Source organism: Variovorax boronicumulans (genome assembly GCF_019352895.1).
GTDB lineage: Bacteria > Pseudomonadota > Gammaproteobacteria > Burkholderiales > Burkholderiaceae_C > Variovorax > Variovorax boronicumulans_A.
Window position 1 is genome coordinate 226,524 of record NZ_JAAAFX010000014.1, and the last position, 21,050, is coordinate 247,573.

Genomic DNA, 21,050 nt, shown 5'->3' on the forward strand with positions numbered 1-21,050 from the left:
TGGGGCGATCAGGCAGGTTGACGGCGCGCGGCATCTGCGCGCCTGGGAAGATGGGCCGCCACGTAGGCGCGGTCGTAGACGCGGCTCCACATGGCTTGCGAGAACTCGGAGAAATGGCGCGCATGGGTGGGCGCGGGCGTCAGGTCCACCGGCTTGCCGCCCAGCAGCACCGCGTGGATCGCCTCGCGGCGCTGCAGCACCGTGATGTCGGCCAGCGGATCGCCGTCGACCACCACCATGTCGGCCAGCTTGCCCTTCACCAGGCCGCCCAGCTTGTCGCGCTCGCGCAGCAGCTTCGTGCTTTCCACGGTGGCGCAACAGATCGCTTCGGCCGGCGTGAATCCGACATGGCGCACATGGGCCTCGAGCTCCTTCGCGCCCCACTCGCCGTGCGGCGTGACGGCGAAGCCCGACTCCGAGCCCGAGAGGAAGCGCACGCCCGCGGCACGCGCTCGCTGCAGGTTGCGCGATGCAGCCTCGAGCTCGCGGCGCTGGATGTCGGGCCACCACGGGGCTGACGCATCGGTCGGTTCGTGGAATTCGATGTTGTTGACCAGCAGCGCGAGCGAAGGGCAGAGGTACGTGCCGTGGTCGAGCGCGGCCTGGATGCCGTCGTCGCAGATGTTCGAGGCGTGGAAGATCACGTCGACGCCAGCCCGTGCCGCGTACAGCGCGCCTTCTCGGCCGCGCGCATGCACCACCGCGAGCTTGCCCAGGCGATGGATCTCGTCGACCATGGCGTGGGTCTCGGCCTGGGTGTAGGCCGCGATCAGGCCGCCGCCGTTGCGGCGCGCATGGATGCCGTCCATGGTGAGCTTGACCGCATCCACCCCGTCCTTGGCCTGCTGCCGGATGATGCGGATGGCTTCGTCCATCGAGCCGGTCAGCACGCCGGTCGAGGGCTCCGGCACGCCCACCCACGACGGGTACCAGTCGTAGAGGCCCTGCTGCGTGGTGAGCGCGCGGCTCGAGGCCGTGATGCGCGGGCCCTGCACCAGCCCGACGTTGATCGCGTCGCGCACCGCCGGTGCGATCAGGCCCGAGCAGGCCGGGTCCATGATCGAGGTGAAGCCCGACTTGAGGATCGCCTGCGCCGCGACCATCGAGCGCAGGGTGCGGAATTCCATCGTCGCGTAGAGGTCGATGTCCTCCTGCGTGAGCGCGTTGCCGTAGGAGATGTGGGCATGACAGTCGACCATGCCGGGCATCACGAAGCGGGTCGAATGGTCAATGCGCGTGTCGCCCGGCTGCGCGGCGGGTGCCTGCGCGGTGGGGCCGACCCAGTCGATGGTGTCGCCGTAGAGCACCAGGGTCTGGTCGGGCACGGCGCGGCCGGAGATGCCGTCGAAGAGTTCGCCGCAGTCGATCAAGGTTCTTGCTGTCATCGTCGTGGGGTGTCCATAGGTTCCATGGCCGAAGAGGCTTCGGAGCCTCGTGCTTCCATGCACAGTCAAAACCGACTAGCATTCGGTAAAGCAACCCGCGTGCCACGCACACTTCACACATCCATGAAAACCGAGAACTGGGACTTCGAAGGCGGCTCTTTCGCCGTTCACACCGAGGGCAGCGGCCCGCCGCTGCTGCTGATCCACGGCATCGGCCCCGGCACCTCCTTCGCGGCCAACTTCGGCGCCGTCGTGCCCGCGCTGGCTGCGCATCGCACCCTTTATGGGATCGACCTGGTCGGCTTTGGTGCATCGCCGCGCAAGGCCGCACCGCCGTTCTTCGACTTCGCGCTCTGGGTGCGGCAGGCGAGGGCGGCGATCGCGCGCATCGGCGCGCCGCGCGTCGACCTCTGGGGCCAGTCGCTGGGTGCGGCCGTGGCGCTGGGCGCCGCGGCGGCCTCACCCGCGGTGCGGAAGATCGTTTGCACCGGTGCCGGCGGCGGGGCGCGCACGCTCAATGCGGCGCTCGACCGCTTCTGGCAGGCGCCCGCCTCGAGGGAAGCGCTGCGCCTCGCGATGACGGGCGCGGTGCACGACGCCGCCGCGCTGAGCGATGCGCAGGTCGATGCGCGCTTCGACCTGCTGTCGCGCGATGGGCTCGGCGCCCACTTCGACGCGATGATGGCGCCGGGCAAGGAACTCAACCTGCGCAGCGCATGGCTGGCACCGGAACTGCTTGCGCAAGTGCAGGCCAGCGTGCTGCTGGTGCATGGACGCGACGACCGGCCCGTGCCCTACCGCGACAGTGCGCTGCACCTGCTGGACCATCTGCCGGACTGCCGGCTCATGCTGCTCGGCCGCTGTGGCCACAACCCGATGCTGGAGCGCAGCGCCGAAGTCAGCGCGCTCGCCCTCGATCACCTGCTCTCCCAACCTCTTTCTCCCTCCCTGCCATGCGCTACCTGAATCCCACCGAACTCCCGCAGCCCGCGGGTCCCTATTCCCAAGCCACGCTCGTCGAGGGGCCCGGTGCCTGGGTGCACGTCGCCGGCCAGGTCGGCATCGACGCGCGGGGTGTCGCGCCGGCCGACTTCGAAGCGCAGGCCGAACTGGCCTGGGGCAACGTGCTGCATGCGCTGCGCGGCGCCGGCATGGGCATGGAACATGTGGTGAAGACCACCACCTACCTGGTCGACCGCGCCGACGCGGCGGCGATGCGGCCGATCCGCCTGCGCCACCTGGGCGAGCACCGACCGGCCTCCACGCTGGTGCTGGTGGCGGGCCTGCTGGACGTGGTCTGGAAGATCGAGGTCGAGGCCGTCGCCTTCCGGCCCGCGGCGGGTTGAGCCATGTCCCAGGTCAAGAAGGAAGAGATCCACAGCGCGATCCTGGCCTCGGCATTCAAGCTGTTCAAGGCGAACGGCTACAGCAGCACCACCGTGCCGATGATCGCGCGCGGCGCCGGCATCTCACCGCCCAACGTGTATTCGTACTTCTCGTCGAAGCTGCAGATCCTCTACGCCATCCACGACCCCTGGATGCGCGCGCGCTTCGCCGCGCTCGACCAGGAACTGCGCGGCCGACGCTCGCCCGCGCGCCGGCTGCGCCGCATCTTCGAGGTGCTCTGGCGCGAGCTGCCGGCCCACGAGGAAGGCTTCGCGAACAACGTGATCCAGGCGATCTCGACCGCGACGCCCTCGGACGAATACCGCACCGGGCTCATCGGCTGGATGGAGCAGGAGATCGAACGCATGCTGCTGGACGCCTTGCCCGCCGAGCGCCATGCGCTGGTGCGCGGCACCGACCTCCCGCACATGGTGGTGATGGCCATGGACGGCTACATCATGTACCGCCACACCGTGCCCGAGAGAACCTGCGGGGACGCCACCATCGACGCCTTCTGCCGCATGCTCAGCGGCGCGGACCCGGCCCCGCTCTGAGCAAAGACCGGCTCAGCCCGCGATCTCCGCCCCGCGTGCCGCCAGCAGCCCGCGCAGCAGCGAGCGGTGGCAGCGCGTCTCGTCCTCGCAGTAGCAACCGACCGCGATCGACGTCCGGTGCGACAGCGCCGCCAGCAGGTCGAGGCTGCGGCTCGCGTCGGGCTCGCCCATCTCGCGCTGGTAGTGGCGGGTGAACACAGCCCACTGTGCGGCCGTCTCCGCCTGCTGGCCCAGCTTCATGGTCTCGGCCGAGGGCGCGAGGTTCGGGTACCAGACGTCGTACCAGTCCTGGCTGGCGAACTCGGTCTTGGGCACGCCGCGCGGCGGGCGCCGGACGGTGCCGATGCGCAGGCCTTCGCCGGGCCCGCGCGGGCTGCCGAGGCGGACGATGTGAACGGGCATGGCAGTCTCCTTTTTCTTCGAATGATCGCGCTCAGCTGCCGACGATGCCCCCGTCGCGCCGCCGCACCACCACCGTGGCCGAGCGCGGCCGGGTGCTCACGGGCGTGGCGCCGTCGGGCCAGGCGGGCAGCAGGGCACCCGTGGCCGCATCGACGCGTTCGCCGGGATGCTGCACGTTGACGAACAGCGTGCGCCGGTCGGGCGTGAGCACGCAGCCGGTGATCTCGCAGCCGTTCGGCCCGACCAGGAAGCGGCGGATGCGGCCGCTTGCGGGGTCGGCGCACAGCAGCTGGTTGTTGCCCATCGGCGCCTGCGTGGCGTTGCCCAGGCGCTCGGTGCCGCCCATGTCGGTCTGCACCCAGAGCAGGCCGCCGCTGTCGAAATGCAGCCCGTCGGGCGAGCCGAAGGTGTCGTCGCCGGCTTGCGGATAGCGCGCGCCCGCGCCCGGCTGTGCGGGGTCGCCGGCCAGCACGAAATGGTCCCAGGCGAAGCCCAGGCTCGCAGCGTCGCCGTCGTCCTCGCGCCAGCGCAGGATGCCGCCCGAGACGTTGCGTTCGCGCGGGTTGGCTGCGTCGGCCGCGGGCTGGCCGGGCTCGCCGCGCAGGACGTTGTTGGTGAGCGTGACGTAGACCTCGCCGGTCTGCGGATGCACCGCGATCCATTCGGGCCGGTCCATCTTCGTGCCGCCCACCACGTCGGCCGCGAGCCGCGCATGCAGCAGCACCTGGGCCTGGTCGACGAAGCCGGCGGCCGCGTCGATGCCGCCGTGGCCATGCGTGAGTTCGAGCCAGCGACCGCGGCCGTCGGCGTCGTAGCGCGCCACGTAGAGCGTGCCGTGGTCGAGCAGCGTGCGGTTGGCCGCGCGCCCCGCCGCATCCTGGCCCGGGCGCACGGTGTCGCGGCTCACGAACTTGTAGATGTACTCGAAGGCCGCGTCGTCGCCCATGTAGACCGCCACCCGGCCGTCGCGGGTCAGCCTGCAGGTCGCGCTCTCCTGGCGCTTGCGGCCCAGCGCGGTGCGCTTGGTTGGCGTGGACGTGGGGTCGAAGGGATCGATCTCGACCACCCAGCCGAAGCGGTGCGGCTCGTTGGGATGCTTCGACAGGTCGAAGCGCTTGTCGAAGCGCCAGTACTCGACCCACTGCGTGCCGGCCACGGTGCCGTAGCGTTTCTGGGCTGGCGTGGCCTGGGCCGCGGCCTCCTTCGGTCCACCGAAGTAGCCGTGGAAATTCTCTTCGCAGGTGAGGTAGGTGCCCCAGGGCGTGACGCCCATCGCGCAGTTGGCGAAGGTGCCCAACGCGCGCGTGCCCGACGGGTCGGCCGCGGTGCGCAGCCAGGGCGTGCCCGCGACCGGGCCGGCCATGCGCATCGGCGTCGCGCCATGGATGCGGCGCGCGTAGCGCGAGGGCAGCACCTGGCGCCAGCCCTGGGGCGTGCGTTCGATCTCGATCACCGACACGCCCATCGCATGCAGCGACTTGCGCACCTTCTCGTCGGTCCAGCGGTCCACGCCGTCGGTGTGCAGCCAGCGCTCGTCGGTGTACTCGTGGTTCATCACCAGCAGGCCCCGTCGGCCGTCGGTGCCCAGCGGGAAGAAGTGCATGCCGTCGTGGTGCATGCCTGCCTGCTGCGCCTGCTCGGCCGCGCTGTTGCTGCCGTCGGGCGCGAAGGCCGGCATGGCGCCGGCGATGCCGGTCGGCGTGCCCCAGGGGTAGAGGATCTCGGCCGCGTACTCGGGCGGCAGGGTGATGCCGTCGTGCAGCGTGATGGGCACCGGGCCGAAGCCCAGCAGGCCGGGCGCTGGCGGGCGCGCGGCGGCGCCGGCCGATTCGCCCAGCAGCGCGACCAGTGCGGCGGCGCCGGATTGCAGAAAGACGCGACGGTCGAAGCTCATGGCGCGCCGAGTGGACGAGGGGAACGGGAGGTGGGCATCCCCCGATGATGCCGCGCCCGCGCCGCGGCCCGCCGTTCAGCGCGCGGTCTCGGCGCCCTGGTTGGCCAGGCCGACCGTGGGCGGGCGGCATTCGATCACCGGGTTCAGCGTGCCGTTGGCGAGCACGTAGCGGACCTCGGTCACTTCCATGCGTTGGACCGCGGCGTCGTCGAGGCCGGTTTCGATGATCTCGCCCGCACGGGGCAGCGCCGTCGTGGCGTCGAGCTGGATGTCCTGGACGGTTCCGTTCGAAAGCATTCGCAAGAGGGTGGGCATGGGTCTCACTCCTAAAGCCTACGACTCTGGCCGGTGGGCGATCCGGCCGGTGTGGGGCAACACGCAGCCGGTGCGCAGGACATCGGGCGGGCGCTTTATGTAACAACGCGTTAAGCTTCGTCCATCGCACACGTCGTGCCACCTTTCACGTCAACGGAGGTGTCTTGCCTGTTCAACCTGCTCCCCTCGAAACCGAGGTCCGGCGTTTCGAAGCCGATGGCTGGACGGTGCGCATCCACCTGACCGGCACCGGGCCCGAAGGCTTTCTGGCTGGCCATGCCGATGTGTCGCAGGCCGGCCTGCCGCGCTGCCGACTCATGCTGGTCGGGCAGCGCCACGACGCCGCCGCCGCCATCGACATCCTCGAGGCCAAGGCGCGTGGCTTCATCGCCGATTGGTCGCGCCGCGATCACAGCGGGCACACCGGATTTGCCGAGCTCTGAGGCGGCACCGGCATAGGCCGAAAAAAGTAGGACCGACCATGCTGCCCATTGGCGCCATCGTCCGACGCTGTCGATTCGCCTTTGGCGCCAGCTTTCGTTTCGGGTAACTCGAATCTTCCAGGAGACACACATGAAGTTCGTGGTGATTCAGGAATTGGGCGGCCGTTGGGTCTGGGAACTCAGGAACATCGATGGCGATGCGGTGTGCCGAAGCGCCATGGGTTTCAAGGACCGCGAGCAGGTCTTCAAGGCGATCCACGCGGTGCGCGGCAATGCACCGCGCGCGCTGGTCTTCGATCCGCTGGGCACCCTGTACGAAGGGGTGTAACGCGGGCGCTTCGGCGCATGTCCCGGTCCGGCCAGCCTACAATCGAGATAAGAATCATTCTTGATTGATGTCCGGCCACCGTTTCGGTGTCCGCCACTGGAACCGTCATGTCGTCCGCAGAACAAGCGCTCCGCCGGGAGATCTCCGAGCTCTATGTCGATCACCACGGCTGGTTGCATGCCTGGTTGCGTAAGCGGCTGGGCGATGCGCACCAGGCCGCCGACCTGCTGCACGACACCTTCGTCCGGCTGCTGGCGCGTGAGGAGGCCGTCGAGGCCCGCGAGCCGCGCGCCTTCCTCACGACCGTGGCCCAGCGCGTGCTGTTCAACCACTACCGGCGGCAGAAGCTCGAACGTGCCTACCTCGAGGCGCTGGCCCAGGCGCCGCAGGCCTTCGCCTTGTCGCCCGAGGAGTGCGCGGTGCTGCTCGAGACGCTCGACGAGATCGACCGCCTGCTCGACGGCCTGCCCCCGGTGGTGCGGCGCGCCTTCCTGATGGCGCAGCTCGACGGCATGAAGCAGGCCGACATCGCCCGTGCGCTGGGCGTGTCGCTGACCACCGTCAAGCGCTACCTGGTGCAGGCCGGCGTGCAGTGCTACTTCGCGGCAGCGGCATGAGGGCCGTGGCCCTGCCCGCGCCCGGCAGCGTGCCGCCCGATGTGGCGCGCCGTGCGGTCGAATGGCTGATCGAGCTGCAGGCCGGGCCGATGAGCGATGCGCTGCGGCGCGAATGGACGTGCTGGCGCGCCGCCGACCCGCTGCACGAGCAGGCCTGGCAGCGTATCGAGACCGTCAATGGCCGGCTGGCCGGGCTGTCGGCGCCCACCACGGCGGCCGTGGCCCACGCGGCGCTCGCGCCGCGCGCGTCGGTGCGCCGGCGGCAGGCGGTGGGGACGCTCGCGGTGCTCTTCTTCGGCGGCGGCACGGCCTGGACGGTGTACCAGCGCACGCCCTGGCGCGAATGGACGGCCGACCTGCGCACCGGCGTGGGCGAGCGCCGCAGCCTGCGGCTCGACGACGGCACGCGCCTGGTGCTCAACACCGACAGCGCGGTCGACGTGCGCTTCAGCGCCACCGAACGCCGGCTGCGCCTGATCGCCGGCGAGGTGCTGGTCGACAGCGCCAAGGATCCGCGCGGACGCCCCCTGCTTGTGGAGACGGCGCAGGGCGAGGCGCTGGCGTTGGGCACGCGCTTCACGGTCCGCGAGGTAGTGACTGACTCGGGCCTGCGCGCCACGCAGGTCGGCGTGTTCGAGGGCGCGGTGCGCGTGCGTCCGCGCGATGGCGAGAGCGAGCGCGATGCGCAGGTGTTGCAGGCCGGCCAGCAGGCCCGCTTCACGGCGAGTGCGGTCGCAGCGCGGTCGCCGGTCGTCGAAGACAGCGCGGCGGCCTGGGTCGACGGCATGCTGGTCGCGCGCGGCATGCGGCTGGCGGCCTTTGTCGCGGAGCTGGGCCGCTACAGCGCGCACCCCTTGTCCTGCGACCGCGCGGTCGCCGACCTGCGCGTCTCGGGCACCTATCCCGTGGCCGACATCGACAAGGTGCTCGAGACCGTGGCCGCGATCCTGTCGCTCGAAGTGCAGACCGTGACCCGCTTCTGGGGCCACCAGGTGGTGCGCATCGGCCTCGCGCCGCGCGGCGGCCCGGCCTGAGCGCTGCGGGCACGCCAAAGAATTTCGTGCCGACGTGGGCTGTTTCGCGGACTCGCGGGACATGGGAGTGAAAGCTTTTTTTTCTCCCGCTCCTTCACTCCCATGTCCCGCGCCCGTCGGCGCACGAAAGCTCCTCATGGCCTCTCGCAACAGGGCGCAGCCGCGCCCCTTCCTGCCCTCGTCGTCTCCGTTCAAGCGCCACGCGCTGGCGCTGGCCTTCGCGCCGCTCGGTGCGCTGGTCGCGCCCGCGCTGCTCGTCGCGCCGGCGACCGCGTTCGCGCAGCCCGCGGCCTCGCGTGACTACCGCATCGCCGCGGGCCCGCTGGAAGACGCGCTGAACCACTTCGGGCGTGCGTCGGGCATCCTGCTGTCTTTCTCCACCGAGACCACGGAAGGCCTGCGCAGCGCCGGGCTGCAGGGCAGCCACAGCGTGCGCAGCGGGCTCGACGGATTGCTGGCCGGCACCGGCGTCGAAGCGCTGGCGCAGCCCAACGGCAGCTACGTGCTGCGCCGGCGGCCGGCCGCGCAGGCGACCGCGGCGACGCGCGGTGCCGAGGCCGCGACCTCGGCGCGCACGCTGGCCGAGGTGCGCGTCGAGGCCCGCCGTGCCGCCGACGGCACCACCGAAGGCAGCGGCTCGTACACCAGCCGCGTGACCAGCATCGCCTCGAAGACCGACCAGTCCTTCCGCGAGATCCCGCAGTCGGTGTCGGTGGTCCCGCGCGAGCAACTTGACGACTGGCAGATCAGCGACATCCGCAGTGCACTGGACGCTGCGCCCGGCATCACCACGACGCGCCTGAATTTCGAGGCGTCCTATTTCTATTCCCGTGGCTTCCAGATCGACAGCGTGCAGATCGACGGCGGCGCGCCGCTGAATGTGGCCAGCTACACCTACAACGCCAACCAGGACATGGCCTTCTACGACCGCGTGGAAGTGATGCGTGGGGCTTCGGGCCTGCTCGGCGGTGTCGGTGATCCGGGTGGCATCGTCAACTTGGCGCGCAAGAAGCCGCTGGCCGAACCGCACCTGACCGTCGAGCAGTCGGTCGGCCGCTGGAACAACTACCGCACCATGATCGATGCCACCGGACCGCTGGCCGCCGAAGGCCGGGTTCGCGGACGGGCGGTGCTCTCCTATGTGGATCGGGACTATTCCATCGACATCAAGAGCACGCGCGCGCCCGCCCTCTATGGCGTGGTCGAAGCGGATCTGACGCCCGATACGCTGCTGACCGCGGGTGCGAGCCATGGCCGGATCAAGACCACCGGCGTTGGCGGCGGCGACGTGCCCCGCTACAGCGATGGCAGCGACATCGGGCTGCCGCGCAACACCAGCTACACGCAGCCGTGGGCCAAAGGCGATCGAAAGAACACCGAGTACTTTGCCCAGCTGGAACACAGCTTCGCCAACCGGTGGAAACTCAAGCTCAACCTCACGCACACCAAGTCCGACTACGAAGGCGGCACGGCCTTCGGCTACGGCGCGCTCGATGCGGCGACGGGGACCGGTGTCTATTGGTACGGAGGCGGCCACTACAGCTACGCAAACACGCAGGACGTGGCCGACCTGAGTCTGGCCGGCACCTTCTCCCTGCTCGGCCGCACCCACGAATTCCTGGTGGGAGCGGACCGCCAGAAGGTCAAGAGCTTCTGGAATGTAGGCTACTCACCCGACGCGACCGGCGTCGTCGACATCGACCCCTACCGCCCCGGTTCATGGACGCCTGCGGCTGCAGGCCCTGACTCGCGACGCTACAACCCATGGGGCCAGGAGCAGTACGGCGGCTACGGTGTGCTTCGGCTGCATCCGACCGACCGGCTGCACGTGATCTTAGGAGCGCGTGTGGCGAAGTACCGGTTCGACCAAATCTACGAGTCGCTGAACCCCGTCTCTGGCGCGTGGGCGCTGTCCTCCGGAAGCCAGTTCAAGGAGCCGACCAAGACGACGCCGTATGGCGGTGTCATCTATGACCTGAACGGCCAATGGTCTGCCTATGCGAGTTATTCCGCCATCCTGAAGCCGCAGGCCCTGCGCAAGGCGGGCCCGCCACCGGGCAACTCGCTCGCGCCCATCGAAGGCAAGAGCTACGAGGCCGGCTTGAAGGGCGAACTGGCCGACGGCCGGCTCAATGCGACGCTGAGCGTGTTCAACGTCGAACGCACCGGGACCGCGGTGATCGACACGCGCTATCCATCCGACTCCGAGCTCTGGGCCGGCAGCTGCTGCTATCTGCCGCAGGGCAAAGTCACGAGCCGCGGCTTCGACGTGGAACTGGGCGGCGAAGTCGCCCGCGGCTGGCAGGTGGCTGCCGGCTACACCTTCGCGCGCACGAAGGACAAGGAGGTGGGAGCGGCCTACAGCAGCATCACGCCCAAGCACCTTTTCAAGGTGTCGACGGCCTACACGCTGCCCGGCGAACTCTCGCGCTGGAAGGTCGGCGGCAGCGCCCACATCCAGAGCAGCCACTACGTGAAGGACACGCTCTACGACGCGGACTACAACGCGCTGGGCACCTACGACTTCACGCAGGGCGGCTACACCGTGCTCAACGCGATGGTGCAGTACCGCATCGACCCGCGCTGGACGCTGGCGCTCAACGTCAACAACCTGGGCGACAAGGTCTACTACCAGACGGTCGGCTACGCGAGCGGCGGCAACTTCTACGGCACGCCGCGCGAATGGCTGCTGACGCTGCGCGGCACCTTCTGATCGATGGCCGGGCGGTCGGGTTTAAAATGAGAATAATTCTTATTTGATGGCGGTCCGTGCCGCCGTGCACCGCCGCCATGTCCGCCGCCGAACCCGCCCTGCATCCGCACCTCCGCGCGCTCTACAGCGCGCACCACGGCTGGCTGCAGGGCTGGCTGCGCAAGAAGCTGGGCAACGCCTTCGACGCGGCCGACCTGGCGCAGGACACTTTCGTGCGGCTGCTCTCGGCCCCCGAGGACACGCCCGAGAAACAGGCCGACTGGCAGCTGCGTGAGCCGCGCGCCTACCTGACGCTGATCGCCAAGCGGCTGATGGCCAACCTCTACCGCCGGCGTTCGCTCGAGCAGGCCTACCTCGAGGCGCTGGGCGCGATGCCCGAGCCGATGGCGCCGTCGCCCGAGCAGCAGGCCATCATCCTCGAGACGCTGCAGGAGATCGACGCCATGCTCGACGGCCTGGCGCCGGCCGTGCGCCAGGCCTTCCTGCTGGCGCAGCTCGAAGGCCTGGGCTATGCGGAGATCGCGGCGAGGCTCGCGGTGAGCGAGCGCACCGTCAAGCGCTACATGGCCGAGGCGATGGCGCGCTGCATCCTGCTGACCAGCGAATGAGCGCCATCCACGAGGACGTGGCCCTTCAGGCCGCGCAATGGTTCTTCCTGCTGAACTCCGGCGAGGCCACGGCCGCCGACCGCCGGCGCTGGGCGCACTGGCGCGCGGCCGACCCCACGCACGACCTCGCCTGGCAGCGCGCCGAGCGCGTGAGCCTCAAGTTCGACCTGCTGCCCCGCACGCTGGCCGCGCCGGTGCTCGGCCGTGCGGCGCGGGCCGACCGCCGCGCGACCGTGAAGGCGCTGGCGCTGCTGGTCGCGGCCGTGCCCGCGGGCTGGCTGGCCTGGCGCAGCGTGTCCGCGCGCGAGTGGCTGGCCGCGCACCGCACCGCGACCGGCGAACGGCGCGAACTGCGGCTGCCCGACGGCACGCGCCTGGTGCTCAACACCGCCACCGCGCTCGACGTGGCCTACGACGAGCACCTGCGCCTGCTGCGCCTGCGCGCGGGCGAGATCCTGGTCGAGACCGCGCCCGATGCGGTGCCGCCCGATCACCCCGCCTACCGACCGCTGGTGGTCGAGACCGCGCAGGGCCGGCTGCGCGCGCTGGGCACGCGCTTCGTGGTGCGGCAATTCGATGGGGGGCGCAGCCACGTCGCGGTGCTCGAAGGCGCGGTCGAGGTGCGGCCGGAGCGCGCCGCCGACCGGCCGGTGGTGGTGCAGGCGGGCGAGCAGGCCGGCTTCTCGTCGGCATCCGTGGAGGCCGTCACCGCAGCCGGGCCGCAGGCCGACGACTGGTCGCGCGGCATCCTGCGCGCGCGCGACATGCGGCTGCAGGATTTCGTGGCCGAGCTGGGCCGCTACCGGCCCGGTGTGCTGCGCTGCGACCCGGCCGTGGCCGCGCTGCGCATCTCCGGCGTGTTCCAGCTGCGCGACACCGGCCCGGTGCTCGACAGCCTGCCGCAGGCGCTGCCGGTGGACGTGCTGTATCGCACGCGCTACTGGGTGACGGTGGTCGCACCGGGCACCTGAAGCCGGTCGCGGCGCGACGTGTCGCCACGCAGCGGCGCTTTTTTTCGACGGGCCGTGTCCCTTTTCCCGCTCTCGCGTGTGAAGCCTTGAGGAACAACAACTTCACACCTTTCCGGAGAGAGAAATCATGGCCCGCCGCCGACCTTCCGCTTTCGTTCGTCACACCCCTTCGCACCGTGTGCTCTCGCTGGCCGTCCACGCGGCCGTGCTGGCCATGGGCTTCGCATCGACCGGTGCCTCGGCGCAGCCGGCCGCATCCGCCACAGCGGCGCCTGAAGCGCAGAAGGTCTACCGCATCGCCGCCGGCCCGCTCGACGAGGCGCTGGGCGGCTTCGCGGCCGCGGCCGGCGTGAGCATCACCGTGCCGCCCGCCCTGGTGCAGGGCAAGAGCACGCGCGGCCTCGACGGCGGCTTCACCGTGCGCGACGGCTTCGCGCGCCTGCTGGCCGGCTCGGGCCTCGAGGTGACCGGCGGCACGGGCGGTGCCTTCGCGCTGCGCCGCGCGGTGGCCGGCGACACCGAGGCCAGCGGCACCACCCTGGCCTCGGTCACCGTGACGGCCCAGGCCGAACGCGCGGCCACCACCGCGGGCACACGTTCGTATGCGACGCGCGCCACGACCATCGGCAAGACCGAGCAGGCGATCAAGGACATTCCGCAATCGGTCAGCGTCGTCACGCGCCAGCGCATGGACGACCAGAACCTGCTGAGTCTCAGCGACGTGGTGAACAACACCACGGGCCTGGTCGCCACGCAGGGCATGGGCGCGGGCATCGCGGTGACCGCGCGCGGCTTCCTGCTCGACACCATGCAGTACGACGGCGTCGCCGTGCCGCGCAACACCTACTCGCTGGGCAACTGGGGCAGCGAGTCGCTGGTGTTCTACGACCGCGTTGAGGTGCTGCGCGGCGCCGCCGGCCTGCTGCAGGGCGCGGGCAGCCCCGGCGGCGCGATCAACTTCGTGCGCAAGCGCGGCCAGGCCGAACGCACCGTGAGCCTGACCGGCAAGGCCGGCTCGTGGGACCGCTACGGCGTGCAGCTCGATGCCGGCGGCCCGCTCAATGCCGAGGGCACGCTGCGCGGTCGCCTGGTGCTCGACGAGGACCGCGGCCACTCCTTCATCGACAGCGTGTGGAACCGCACGCGCTCCAGCTACGCCGCGCTCGACTACGACATCGATGCCGACACCACGGTCGGCCTCGGTGTGAGCAACAAGCACAGCCGTTCGCGCCCCACCTTCATCGGCCTGCCGCGCTATCGCGACACCCGCGACATCGGCCTGCCGCGCTCGACCTTCACCGGCGCGAACTGGAACCGGGCCTACAACGACCAGACCAGCGTCTATGCGGACCTCGAGCACCGCTTCAACGACCGCTGGGTGTTCAAGGCTTCCGCACTCGGCATGAACGAGACGAACAGCTCGGTGCACCAGCGCATCGCGGGCGTCGTCAACGCCGACGGCAGCGGCCCCAACTATGGCGACTTCGCCACCGACCTGCGCGGCCAGCAACGCGGGCTGGACGTCTACCTGCGCGGCCGCTTCGAGGCGCTGGCGATGCCGCACGAAGTCGTGATCGGCGCCAACTACTCGAAGTACACCACCGACGATGCCTATGCGCGGGCCTGGACGCCGGGCGTCAACGTGTTCGACATCGACCACGACCGGCCGCAGCAGGACTACGCCAGCATCGCCGCGCGCGGGTCCAGCACCCGAAGCAGCTACGACGTGCGGCAGAAGGGCCTCTACGGCACCTGGCGCGCCGGCCTGACCGACTCGCTCACGGCCGTCGTCGGCGCCCGCGCGAGCTGGTACGACTCGGTGTACGCGCAGCCCCTCGACGACTACCGCAGCCCCAGCAGCGCCTCGGGCAAGGTCACGCCCTATGTCGGCCTGGTGCAGGCGTTGAACAAGCAGTGGTCGGCCTACGCCAGCTACACCGACGTCTTCGAGCCGCAGACCGCGCGCACCGCGGCCGGCGAGGTGCTCAAGCCGGTGCTCGGCAGCAACTACGAACTGGGCCTCAAGGGCGAGCTGATGGACGGGCGGGTGAACGCCTCCTTTGCCGTCTTCCGCTACGACCACAAGAACCGCGCCGTAACCGACTTCGCATCGGGCTTCGCCTGCGACGGCTGGTACTGCTCGAACGCCTCGGGCAAGGTGCGCAGCCAGGGCTTCGAGGCCGAGCTCAGCGGCGAGGTGCTGCGCGGCCTGCAGCTTGCGGCGGGCTACACCTTCAACACGACCCGGTACCTGGAAGACGCGCAATACAAGGGCCAGGTCTTCAGCACCTGGACGCCCAAGCACCTGGTGCGCGTGTGGGCCGACTACCGGCTGCCGGGCGCCTGGAGCCGGCTCAGCATCGGCGGCGGCGTGAACCTGCAGAGCCGCGCGCTGAGCTTCGACCGTGCCTTCCAGGTGCCGGGCTTCGCCGTGTGGGGCGCCCGCATCGCCTACCAGGCGACGCCGACCGTGTCGGTCGCAGTCAACTTGAACAACGTGTTCGACAAGCGCTACTACATCCCCTCGTACAACGGCACGGACGGCAGCAACTACTACGGCGACCCGCGCAACGTGATGTTCACGTTGAAGTACACGCCGAAGCTGTGAGCCGACCTCGACGCCCGATTCCAGGCGTCGAGATCGTCCTCAGAACCTGCCGCGCAGGCTCACCGTCGCGCTGCGCGGCTCGCCGTAGAAGTTGCCCCAGGCCGGCGCGCCGATGGTCTGGTAGTAGGTCTTGTCGAACAAATTGGCCACGTTGAGCGAAGCCGACCAGTGGCGGTTGATCTGGTAGCCGATGCGCGCGCCCCAGACCGCGTACGAGGCCTGTTCCAGCGTGATCGCGCCGGTGGTGCGCGTGCTGGCGGTCTGGAAGTTCACGCCGCCGCCCAGCGTCCAGGCGTTGAGCGCGCCGGGCAGGCGGTAGTCGGTCCACACGCGCAGCATGTGCTTGGGCGAGTAGGTGCTGGCGAAATCGATGCCGGCGTTGGCGGTGTTGTCCAGGTACTTGAAGTGGTTGAGCGTGTAGCCGCCGAACACCTGCCAGCCGCGCGCCAGCTCGCCGCTGATCTCGGCATCCAGGCCCTGGCTGCGCACCTTGCCGGTGGACACCGAGCAGTAGGTGCTGTGGGTGCAGACGTTGACGAGGTCTTCCTGCGCGCGGTTGTTCTGGTCGATGTGGAACAGCGCGAGCGAGGCATTGACCTTGCCGTCGAACAGCTCGCCCTTTAGGCCCGCTTCGTAGTTGCGGCCCTTGATGGGCGGCAGCAGGTCGCCGGCGGCCGTCATCGCGTTCTGCGGCTGGAAGATGTCGGCATAGCTCACATAGGCCGACCACTGCGGGTTCAGCGCGTAGACCAGGCCGCCGTAGGGCGTGAACACGCCGCTCTCGCGGAAGGGATCGCTGGTGTCGGCACCGGTTGCGCGGTCGCGGGTGCTGCCCGTGTAGCGGGTGACGCGCGCACCGGCGACCAGCGTCAACGGGTCGCTGAGGCTCAGGCGCGCCACGCCGTAGGCGCCCGATTGCGTCATGCGCGTGATGGCGTCGCCGCCGCGGTAGCTGTTGGCGGCGAAGGTGGCGGCGCTGGGTTCGGCGATGGCCGAGACCGGGTCGAACACATTGTTGGCCACGCCCACCATCTGGATCAGCGCGAAGTCGCTGTGGTTGACCATGCGGCCGGTGTTGGCGCCGAAGCTCAGCGAATGCCGCCGGCCGAAGGCGTCGAACTTGCCGTCGACGGCAAGGTCCAGCGTCTTGTTGTCGGTCTCGAAGTCGAACAGGCCGCCGTACATCACGTTGCCGGCCAGCGTGCGCGGGTTGACGGCGCCGAGCGCGAAGGCGTACTTGATGTCGTGCTGCTCGCGCACGTAGCCGGCCGTGAGCTTGAGCGACCAGTCGACATCGAAGCGATGGGCGAGTTCGGCGAAGACGGTGCTCTGCTCGCTGTTCCAGCGATTCCAGTCGGCCATCAGCGCGGTCGATCGGCGCAGGTGCAGGTCGGCGCCGTTGCTGTAGCGCGGCAGGCCCTGGAAGAAGGGCGTGGACTTCAGCTTCTCGTGGCTGGCACCGATGGTGAGCAGCGTCCGCGGGCCGATGTCGGCCTCGAGCACGCCGTACAGCACCCCGGTGCGGCTCTTCGCGGTGTCGTAGAAGTAGTCGCGGTCGTTGGCGCTCGCCACCACGCGGCCGCGCAGCGTGCCGGCCTCGTTGATCGGGCCGCTGGCGTCGACCTCGGTGCGCAGGTTGTTCCATGAGCCCGCGCTGGCCGACAGCTGCAACTGCTTCTCGGCCGTCGGCCGCTTGCGCACCATGTTGATGGTGGCGCTGGGTGCCCCCGCGCCCTGCAGCAGGCCGGTGGCGCCGCGCACCACCTCGACCCGGTCCAGCGTGGCGGCATTGCTCGTGAAGTTGTTGGCCTGCGGGTAGTAGAAGGCGCGGTTCACGCCATCGAACTGGTAGGTGTCGACGCGGAAGCCGCGCGAGTAGACATAGCGGCCGCCCATCGGGCTGTCGTACATGGTGATGCCGGTGGTCTGGGCCAGCACCTCGTCGATGGTGTTCAGGTTCTGGTCGTCCATCTTCTGGCGCGTGACGACCGTGATGGACTGCGGGATTTCCTTCAAGGTCTGCTCGCCCTTGCCGACGGTCACGATGCGGCTGGCGTAGGAGCCCGTGCCTTCGGTGGTCGCGCTGCGCTCGGCCTGCGCGGTGACGCGCACTTCGCTCAGCGTGTTCGTGCCGGCGTTCCCCGGCGCGGAGGCACTGGCGCCGGGTGGCGACTGGCGCAGCGTGTAGCCGCCACCCGCGCGTGGCACCGCATCGAGCCCCGTGCCGGCGAGCAGGCGGGCGAAGCCGTCGCCCACCGCATGGCTGCCGCGCAGGCCCGCGGTCTGGCGGCCTTCGGTTAGTGCGGGTTCGAAGGACAGCGTGACGCCGGCCTGGGCGGCGAAGCGCGAGAGCGCCGGGCCCAGTGCGCCGGCGGGGATGTCGGAGCTGGCGCTGGCGCTGGCGGTGGCCGGCGGGCTGGCCTGCGCCATCGCACCGCCCGCCGCGCCGAGCGCGAAGGCCAGGCACAGCGTGCGCACGCCCTGGGTCACGGCGCTCGGCGGTGCGGGCATGGAGAGGGAAGCGAGCCGCGGGCGCGCGGTGCGGGAGGGATGCAATGCCATGGTTCCTGGGTCCTGTACTTGCCGCGCTCACAGCACGGCTCCATGGCTTGCCCGACGAACGCAGGAAAAGGGACAGGCGGACGCAAAAAAATTTTCAGATGGGCAGCACCGTCACCCACCAGCGCGTGCGCGTGAGCACCTGCACCGGCAGCGTGCTGGCCACCATCGACAGCACATAGTCGGTGTCGCGCAGCTGGAAGGCGCCGGAGATGCGCAGTTCGGCCACCTCGGGGCTGCAGTGCAGCAGCCCGGGCCGGTAGCGCGCCAGCTCGGCGCAGAAGTCGGCCAGCCGCATGTTCTCGGCATAGAGCACGCCCTGGGTCCAGGCCTGGCTCTCGGGCGACAGGGCCGTCAAGGGCGAGGCACCCTGGTGGCGCAGCAGCGTCTGCCGGCCGGCCGGCACCACCAGCGCGGGCGACGACGCGCCGCGCAAGGTGACTTCGACCGCGCCTTCGGTGACGGCCAGGTGGATCTGCTGCTGCGTGTCTTCGCCGTCCTGCCGCACCGTGAAGCGCGTGCCCAGGGCACGCAGCCGGCCGAGTGCCGTCTCGACGACGAAGGGACGTGCATCGGACGCGGTCGCGACCTGGATCGCGCCCGCGCGCAGCCGCACCGTGCGTTGCCCGGCGTCGATGCGCACGTCGATCGCGCTGCCCGTGTCGAGCAGCACGCGGCTGCCGTCGGCCAGCTGCACTTCGCGGCGTTCGCCGGTGGCGGTGCGGTGGTCGGAGGTCAAGGCTTCCCAGGGCGCGAGCCGCCAGCCCAGCCAGGCGGCGGGCGCCGCGGTGGCGAGCAGCGCCAGGGTGCGCAACGCGGCGCGTCGGTTGCTGCGCGCCTGCCGCGCCAGCACCGGCACGCCGACGGCCGCGGGCACGGCGCCGAACTTCTGCGACAGGCGCTCGGCGCGCTGCCAGGCGCGCTCGTGCGCCGGGTCGGCATCGCGCCAGGCGGCGCAAGCCGCGTGATCGGCTTCGCGCGCGCGGCCGGAGTGCAGCCGCACCAGCCATCGGGCGGCTTCGCGCAGCACGGCGGCGTCGGGCGCGGGCGGCGGCAGGGCGCTCATTCCATGACCGCCAGGCAACGCTCGAAGCCCAGCGCCATGTAGCGCTTGACGGTGCGCTCGCTGATCGCCAGGCGCTCGGCGATCTGCGCATAGCCCAGCCCTTCGAGCTGCGACAGCACGAAGGCCTCGCGTGCCTTGGGCGCCAGGCCGTCGAGCATCGCGTCGATCTCGTCCAGCGTCTGCAGCAGCTGCAGCCGTTTCTCCGGCGACAGCGCCAGCGCCTCGGGCATCAGCGCGAGCGCCTCGAGGTAGGCGCGCTCCAGCGCCTGGCGACGCCAGTGTTCGCTGACCACGCCCTTGGCCAGCGTCGTCAGGTAGGCGCGCGGTTCGCGCAGCGTGGGCAGCGCCTGCGGCCGCAGCAGCACGCGCACGAAGGTGTCCTGCGCCAGGTCGGCCGCACTGTGCGCGCAGCCCAGGCGCCGGCGCAGCCAGCTGCTGAGCCAGCCGTGGTGCGCGGTGTAGAGGGCCTGCACGGTGAGGGTGTCGGCGGAAGACATGAGGAACGGGGCGATGCGCGAATGCAATTGAGAATTAATCTCATTTTATAATCATTGGTGTCCCGGCGCGCCGCGCAGGACCTTCCGCTCCCTTGTCCAAGTGTCGCCATGCCTGCTGCCACCTCCGTCCACCGCTGTCACATCGACGCGCTCTACAGCGATCACCATCGCTGGCTGCAGGGCTGGCTGAGCCGCAAGCTGGGCAATGCCTTCGAGGCCGCGGACCTGGCGCAGGACACCTTCGTCCGCCTGTTGGGGGCCTCGTCGGCGCCGGCCGAGGGCGCGCTGCGCGAGCCGCGGGCCTACCTCGCGACCGTGGCGCGGCGCCTGCTGCTCAACCACCTGCGCCGCCGCGCGCTGGAGCAGTCCTACCTCGATGCGCTGGCGGTGCTGCCCGAGGCACAGGCGCCGTCGCCCGAGCAGCAACTGGTGATCCTGCAGGCCCTGCAGGAGATCGACGCGATGCTCGACGGCCTGCCGCCCAAGGTGCGCAGCGTGTTCATCCTGTCGCAGATCGATGGTCTGACCTACGCCGCGATCGCCGACGAGATGAAGATCAGCCTGCGCTCGGTCAAGCGCTACATGGCGCAGGCGATGACCGAGTGCATCCTGCTCGCGGCATGAGCGCCACGGCCTTCACTGACGCCGAAGTGCCGCTGTCGCGCCAGACGGCCGCGCAGGCCGCCGAATGGTTCGTGCTGCTGCATTCGGGCGAGGCCACCGCCGCCGAGCAGCGCGCCTTCGATGGCTGGCTGGCGCGCGCGCCCGAGCACGCACGCGCGTGGCAGCGCGCATTGCAGGTGAGCCAGCGCGCCGGCCATGTGCCGCCCGCGCTGGCGACCTCGACGCTGCAGCGCCCCCGCAGTCGGCGCGCGGCCGTGCGGGCGCTGATGCTGCTCATGACCGCTGCGCCGGCCGGCTGGCTGGCCTGGCGTTCGGCGCCGCCGCAATGGACCGCCGCGCACGCCACCGCCACCGGCGAACAGCGCGACGTGCGGCTGCCCGACGGCACGCAGCTGCGGCTCGACACCGCGAGCGCCATCGACCTGGCCTACGACGCCACCCAGCGGCTGGTGCTGCTGCGCGCGGGCACGGTGCTGATCGAGACCGCGCGCGACCCGGCCGGCCGGCCCTTCCTCGTGCGCACCGCCGAGGGCACGGCGCGCGCCATCGGCACGCGCTTCGTGGTGCGGCAGGAAGCGCAGCGCAGCCATGTGGCGGTGCTGCAGGGCGCGGTCGAGCTCCGCACGCGCGAGGGTGGGGCGGTGCAACTGCTGCAGGCAAAGGAGCAGGCCGGCTTCGACGCCCTGCACATCGACGCGGTCGCGCCGGCCGATGCCGGCACCGGCCAGTGGGCGCGCGGCATCCTCGCGGTCGACGACATGCGGCTCGATGCCTTCATCGCCGAGGTGGCGCGCTACCGTCCGGGCCTGCTGCGCTGCGAGCCCGCGGTGGCCGGCCTGCGCATCACCGGCGCCTTCCAGCTCGCCGACACCGACGCGATCCTGCAGAACGTGGCGCAGCTGTTGCCGGTGGAAGTGCGCTTTCGCACACGCTACTGGGTCACGCTCGCGGCGCCCGACACACGGCGCTGAATTTTTTTCGCGCCCCGCTGGCCCCTTTCTGCGGCCCGGCGTGTCCTGTTCGATGTGCTCTCTTCAACATCGACG

At 70.4% G+C, this 21,050-nt stretch carries 20 protein-coding genes; 13 read left to right on the forward strand and 7 right to left on the reverse strand.

Translation table 11 applies throughout. The features are described from left to right. Nucleotides 1-8: 8 nt before the first annotated feature. Nucleotides 9-1,385, reverse strand: a complete 1,377-nt coding sequence (locus K0H49_RS27460; RefSeq protein WP_219219632.1) for a metal-dependent hydrolase family protein — start codon at nt 1,383-1,385, stop codon at nt 9-11. A gap of 123 nt (nt 1,386-1,508) precedes the next feature. Here K0H49_RS27460 and K0H49_RS27465 point away from each other — a divergent pair, with 123 nt between their 5' ends. Genes K0H49_RS27465 through K0H49_RS27475 form a run of 3 tightly spaced genes read left to right on the forward strand, consistent with a single transcriptional unit; the run spans nt 1,509 to nt 3,325 of the window. Then, nucleotides 1,509-2,351: an alpha/beta fold hydrolase gene (locus K0H49_RS27465; protein ID WP_219219634.1), complete on the forward strand. Its 843-nt coding sequence runs from the start codon at nt 1,509-1,511 to the stop codon at nt 2,349-2,351. Continuing rightward, complete coding sequence (locus tag K0H49_RS27470; RefSeq protein WP_219219636.1) at nt 2,339-2,731, forward strand: RidA family protein; 393 nt, start codon at nt 2,339-2,341, stop codon at nt 2,729-2,731. The genes K0H49_RS27465 and K0H49_RS27470 overlap by 13 nt, the downstream gene beginning before the upstream one ends. Nucleotides 2,732-2,734: 3 nt before the next feature. Beyond that, nucleotides 2,735-3,325 carry a TetR/AcrR family transcriptional regulator gene (locus tag K0H49_RS27475; protein WP_219219638.1) on the forward strand — a complete coding sequence of 197 codons (591 nt, stop codon included), beginning with the start codon at nt 2,735-2,737 and terminating at the stop codon, nt 3,323-3,325. Nucleotides 3,326-3,337: 12 nt separating this feature from the next. Here K0H49_RS27475 and K0H49_RS27480 read toward each other — a convergent pair whose 3' ends face one another. The 3 genes from K0H49_RS27480 to K0H49_RS27490 all read right to left on the reverse strand — a co-directional run bounded on the left by K0H49_RS27480 (nt 3,338) and on the right by K0H49_RS27490 (nt 5,936). Next, on the reverse strand, nt 3,338-3,727 hold the full coding sequence (locus K0H49_RS27480) for a DUF488 domain-containing protein (RefSeq protein ID WP_219219640.1): 390 nt from the start codon (nt 3,725-3,727) through the stop codon (nt 3,338-3,340). Nucleotides 3,728-3,758: 31 nt separating this feature from the next. Continuing rightward, nucleotides 3,759-5,621 (reverse strand): PhoX family protein, encoded by a 1,863-nt coding sequence (locus K0H49_RS27485; RefSeq protein WP_219219642.1) that lies wholly within the window; start codon nt 5,619-5,621, stop codon nt 3,759-3,761. A gap of 75 nt (nt 5,622-5,696) precedes the next feature. After that, on the reverse strand, nt 5,697-5,936 hold the full coding sequence (locus tag K0H49_RS27490) for a hypothetical protein (protein ID WP_219219644.1): 240 nt from the start codon (nt 5,934-5,936) through the stop codon (nt 5,697-5,699). Nucleotides 5,937-6,100: 164 nt separating this feature from the next. Here K0H49_RS27490 and K0H49_RS27495 point away from each other — a divergent pair, with 164 nt between their 5' ends. The 8 genes from K0H49_RS27495 (at nt 6,101) to K0H49_RS27530 (ending at nt 15,258) form a co-directional block, all read left to right on the forward strand. Next, a complete protein-coding gene (locus tag K0H49_RS27495) occupies nt 6,101-6,379 on the forward strand; it encodes a hypothetical protein (RefSeq protein ID WP_219219645.1) in 279 nt (92 codons plus the stop codon). A gap of 130 nt (nt 6,380-6,509) precedes the next feature. After that, nucleotides 6,510-6,707 (forward strand): DUF1508 domain-containing protein, encoded by a 198-nt coding sequence (locus K0H49_RS27500; protein WP_219219647.1) that lies wholly within the window; start codon nt 6,510-6,512, stop codon nt 6,705-6,707. A gap of 107 nt (nt 6,708-6,814) precedes the next feature. Continuing rightward, entirely contained in the window at nt 6,815-7,324 is a 510-nt protein-coding gene (locus K0H49_RS27505; protein ID WP_219219649.1) for a sigma-70 family RNA polymerase sigma factor, read from the forward strand. Beyond that, on the forward strand, nt 7,321-8,358 hold the full coding sequence (locus tag K0H49_RS27510; RefSeq protein WP_219219651.1) for a FecR domain-containing protein: 1,038 nt from the start codon (nt 7,321-7,323) through the stop codon (nt 8,356-8,358). Before K0H49_RS27505 ends, K0H49_RS27510 begins: the two co-directional genes overlap by 4 nt. Before the next feature lie 136 nt (nt 8,359-8,494). After that, nucleotides 8,495-11,071 carry a TonB-dependent siderophore receptor gene (locus tag K0H49_RS27515; RefSeq protein WP_219219653.1) on the forward strand — a complete coding sequence of 859 codons (2,577 nt, stop codon included), beginning with the start codon at nt 8,495-8,497 and terminating at the stop codon, nt 11,069-11,071. Between the two features lie 77 nt (nt 11,072-11,148). Beyond that, entirely contained in the window at nt 11,149-11,679 is a 531-nt protein-coding gene (locus K0H49_RS27520; protein WP_219219655.1) for a sigma-70 family RNA polymerase sigma factor, read from the forward strand. Next, nucleotides 11,676-12,650, forward strand: a complete 975-nt coding sequence (locus K0H49_RS27525) for a FecR domain-containing protein (protein WP_219219657.1) — start codon at nt 11,676-11,678, stop codon at nt 12,648-12,650. Before K0H49_RS27520 ends, K0H49_RS27525 begins: the two co-directional genes overlap by 4 nt. A gap of 127 nt (nt 12,651-12,777) precedes the next feature. Next, complete coding sequence (locus K0H49_RS27530; RefSeq protein ID WP_219219659.1) at nt 12,778-15,258, forward strand: TonB-dependent siderophore receptor; 2,481 nt, start codon at nt 12,778-12,780, stop codon at nt 15,256-15,258. Nucleotides 15,259-15,297: 39 nt separating this feature from the next. Here K0H49_RS27530 and K0H49_RS27535 read toward each other — a convergent pair whose 3' ends face one another. From K0H49_RS27535 to K0H49_RS27545, 3 genes are all read right to left on the reverse strand, one after another. Continuing rightward, complete coding sequence (locus tag K0H49_RS27535; protein WP_257625242.1) at nt 15,298-17,820, reverse strand: TonB-dependent siderophore receptor; 2,523 nt, start codon at nt 17,818-17,820, stop codon at nt 15,298-15,300. A gap of 94 nt (nt 17,821-17,914) precedes the next feature. Beyond that, a complete protein-coding gene (locus K0H49_RS27540) occupies nt 17,915-18,883 on the reverse strand; it encodes a FecR domain-containing protein (protein ID WP_219219661.1) in 969 nt (322 codons plus the stop codon). Then, nucleotides 18,880-19,380 (reverse strand): sigma-70 family RNA polymerase sigma factor, encoded by a 501-nt coding sequence (locus tag K0H49_RS27545; protein ID WP_219219663.1) that lies wholly within the window; start codon nt 19,378-19,380, stop codon nt 18,880-18,882. Before K0H49_RS27545 ends, K0H49_RS27540 begins: the two co-directional genes overlap by 4 nt. A 108-nt stretch (nt 19,381-19,488) precedes the next feature. Between K0H49_RS27545 and K0H49_RS27550 the strand changes: the two genes are divergently transcribed. Then, entirely contained in the window at nt 19,489-20,004 is a 516-nt protein-coding gene (locus tag K0H49_RS27550) for a sigma-70 family RNA polymerase sigma factor (protein WP_219219665.1), read from the forward strand. After that, nucleotides 20,001-20,975 (forward strand): FecR domain-containing protein, encoded by a 975-nt coding sequence (locus K0H49_RS27555; protein ID WP_219219667.1) that lies wholly within the window; start codon nt 20,001-20,003, stop codon nt 20,973-20,975. The genes K0H49_RS27550 and K0H49_RS27555 overlap by 4 nt, the downstream gene beginning before the upstream one ends. Nucleotides 20,976-21,050: the final 75 nt, after the last annotated feature.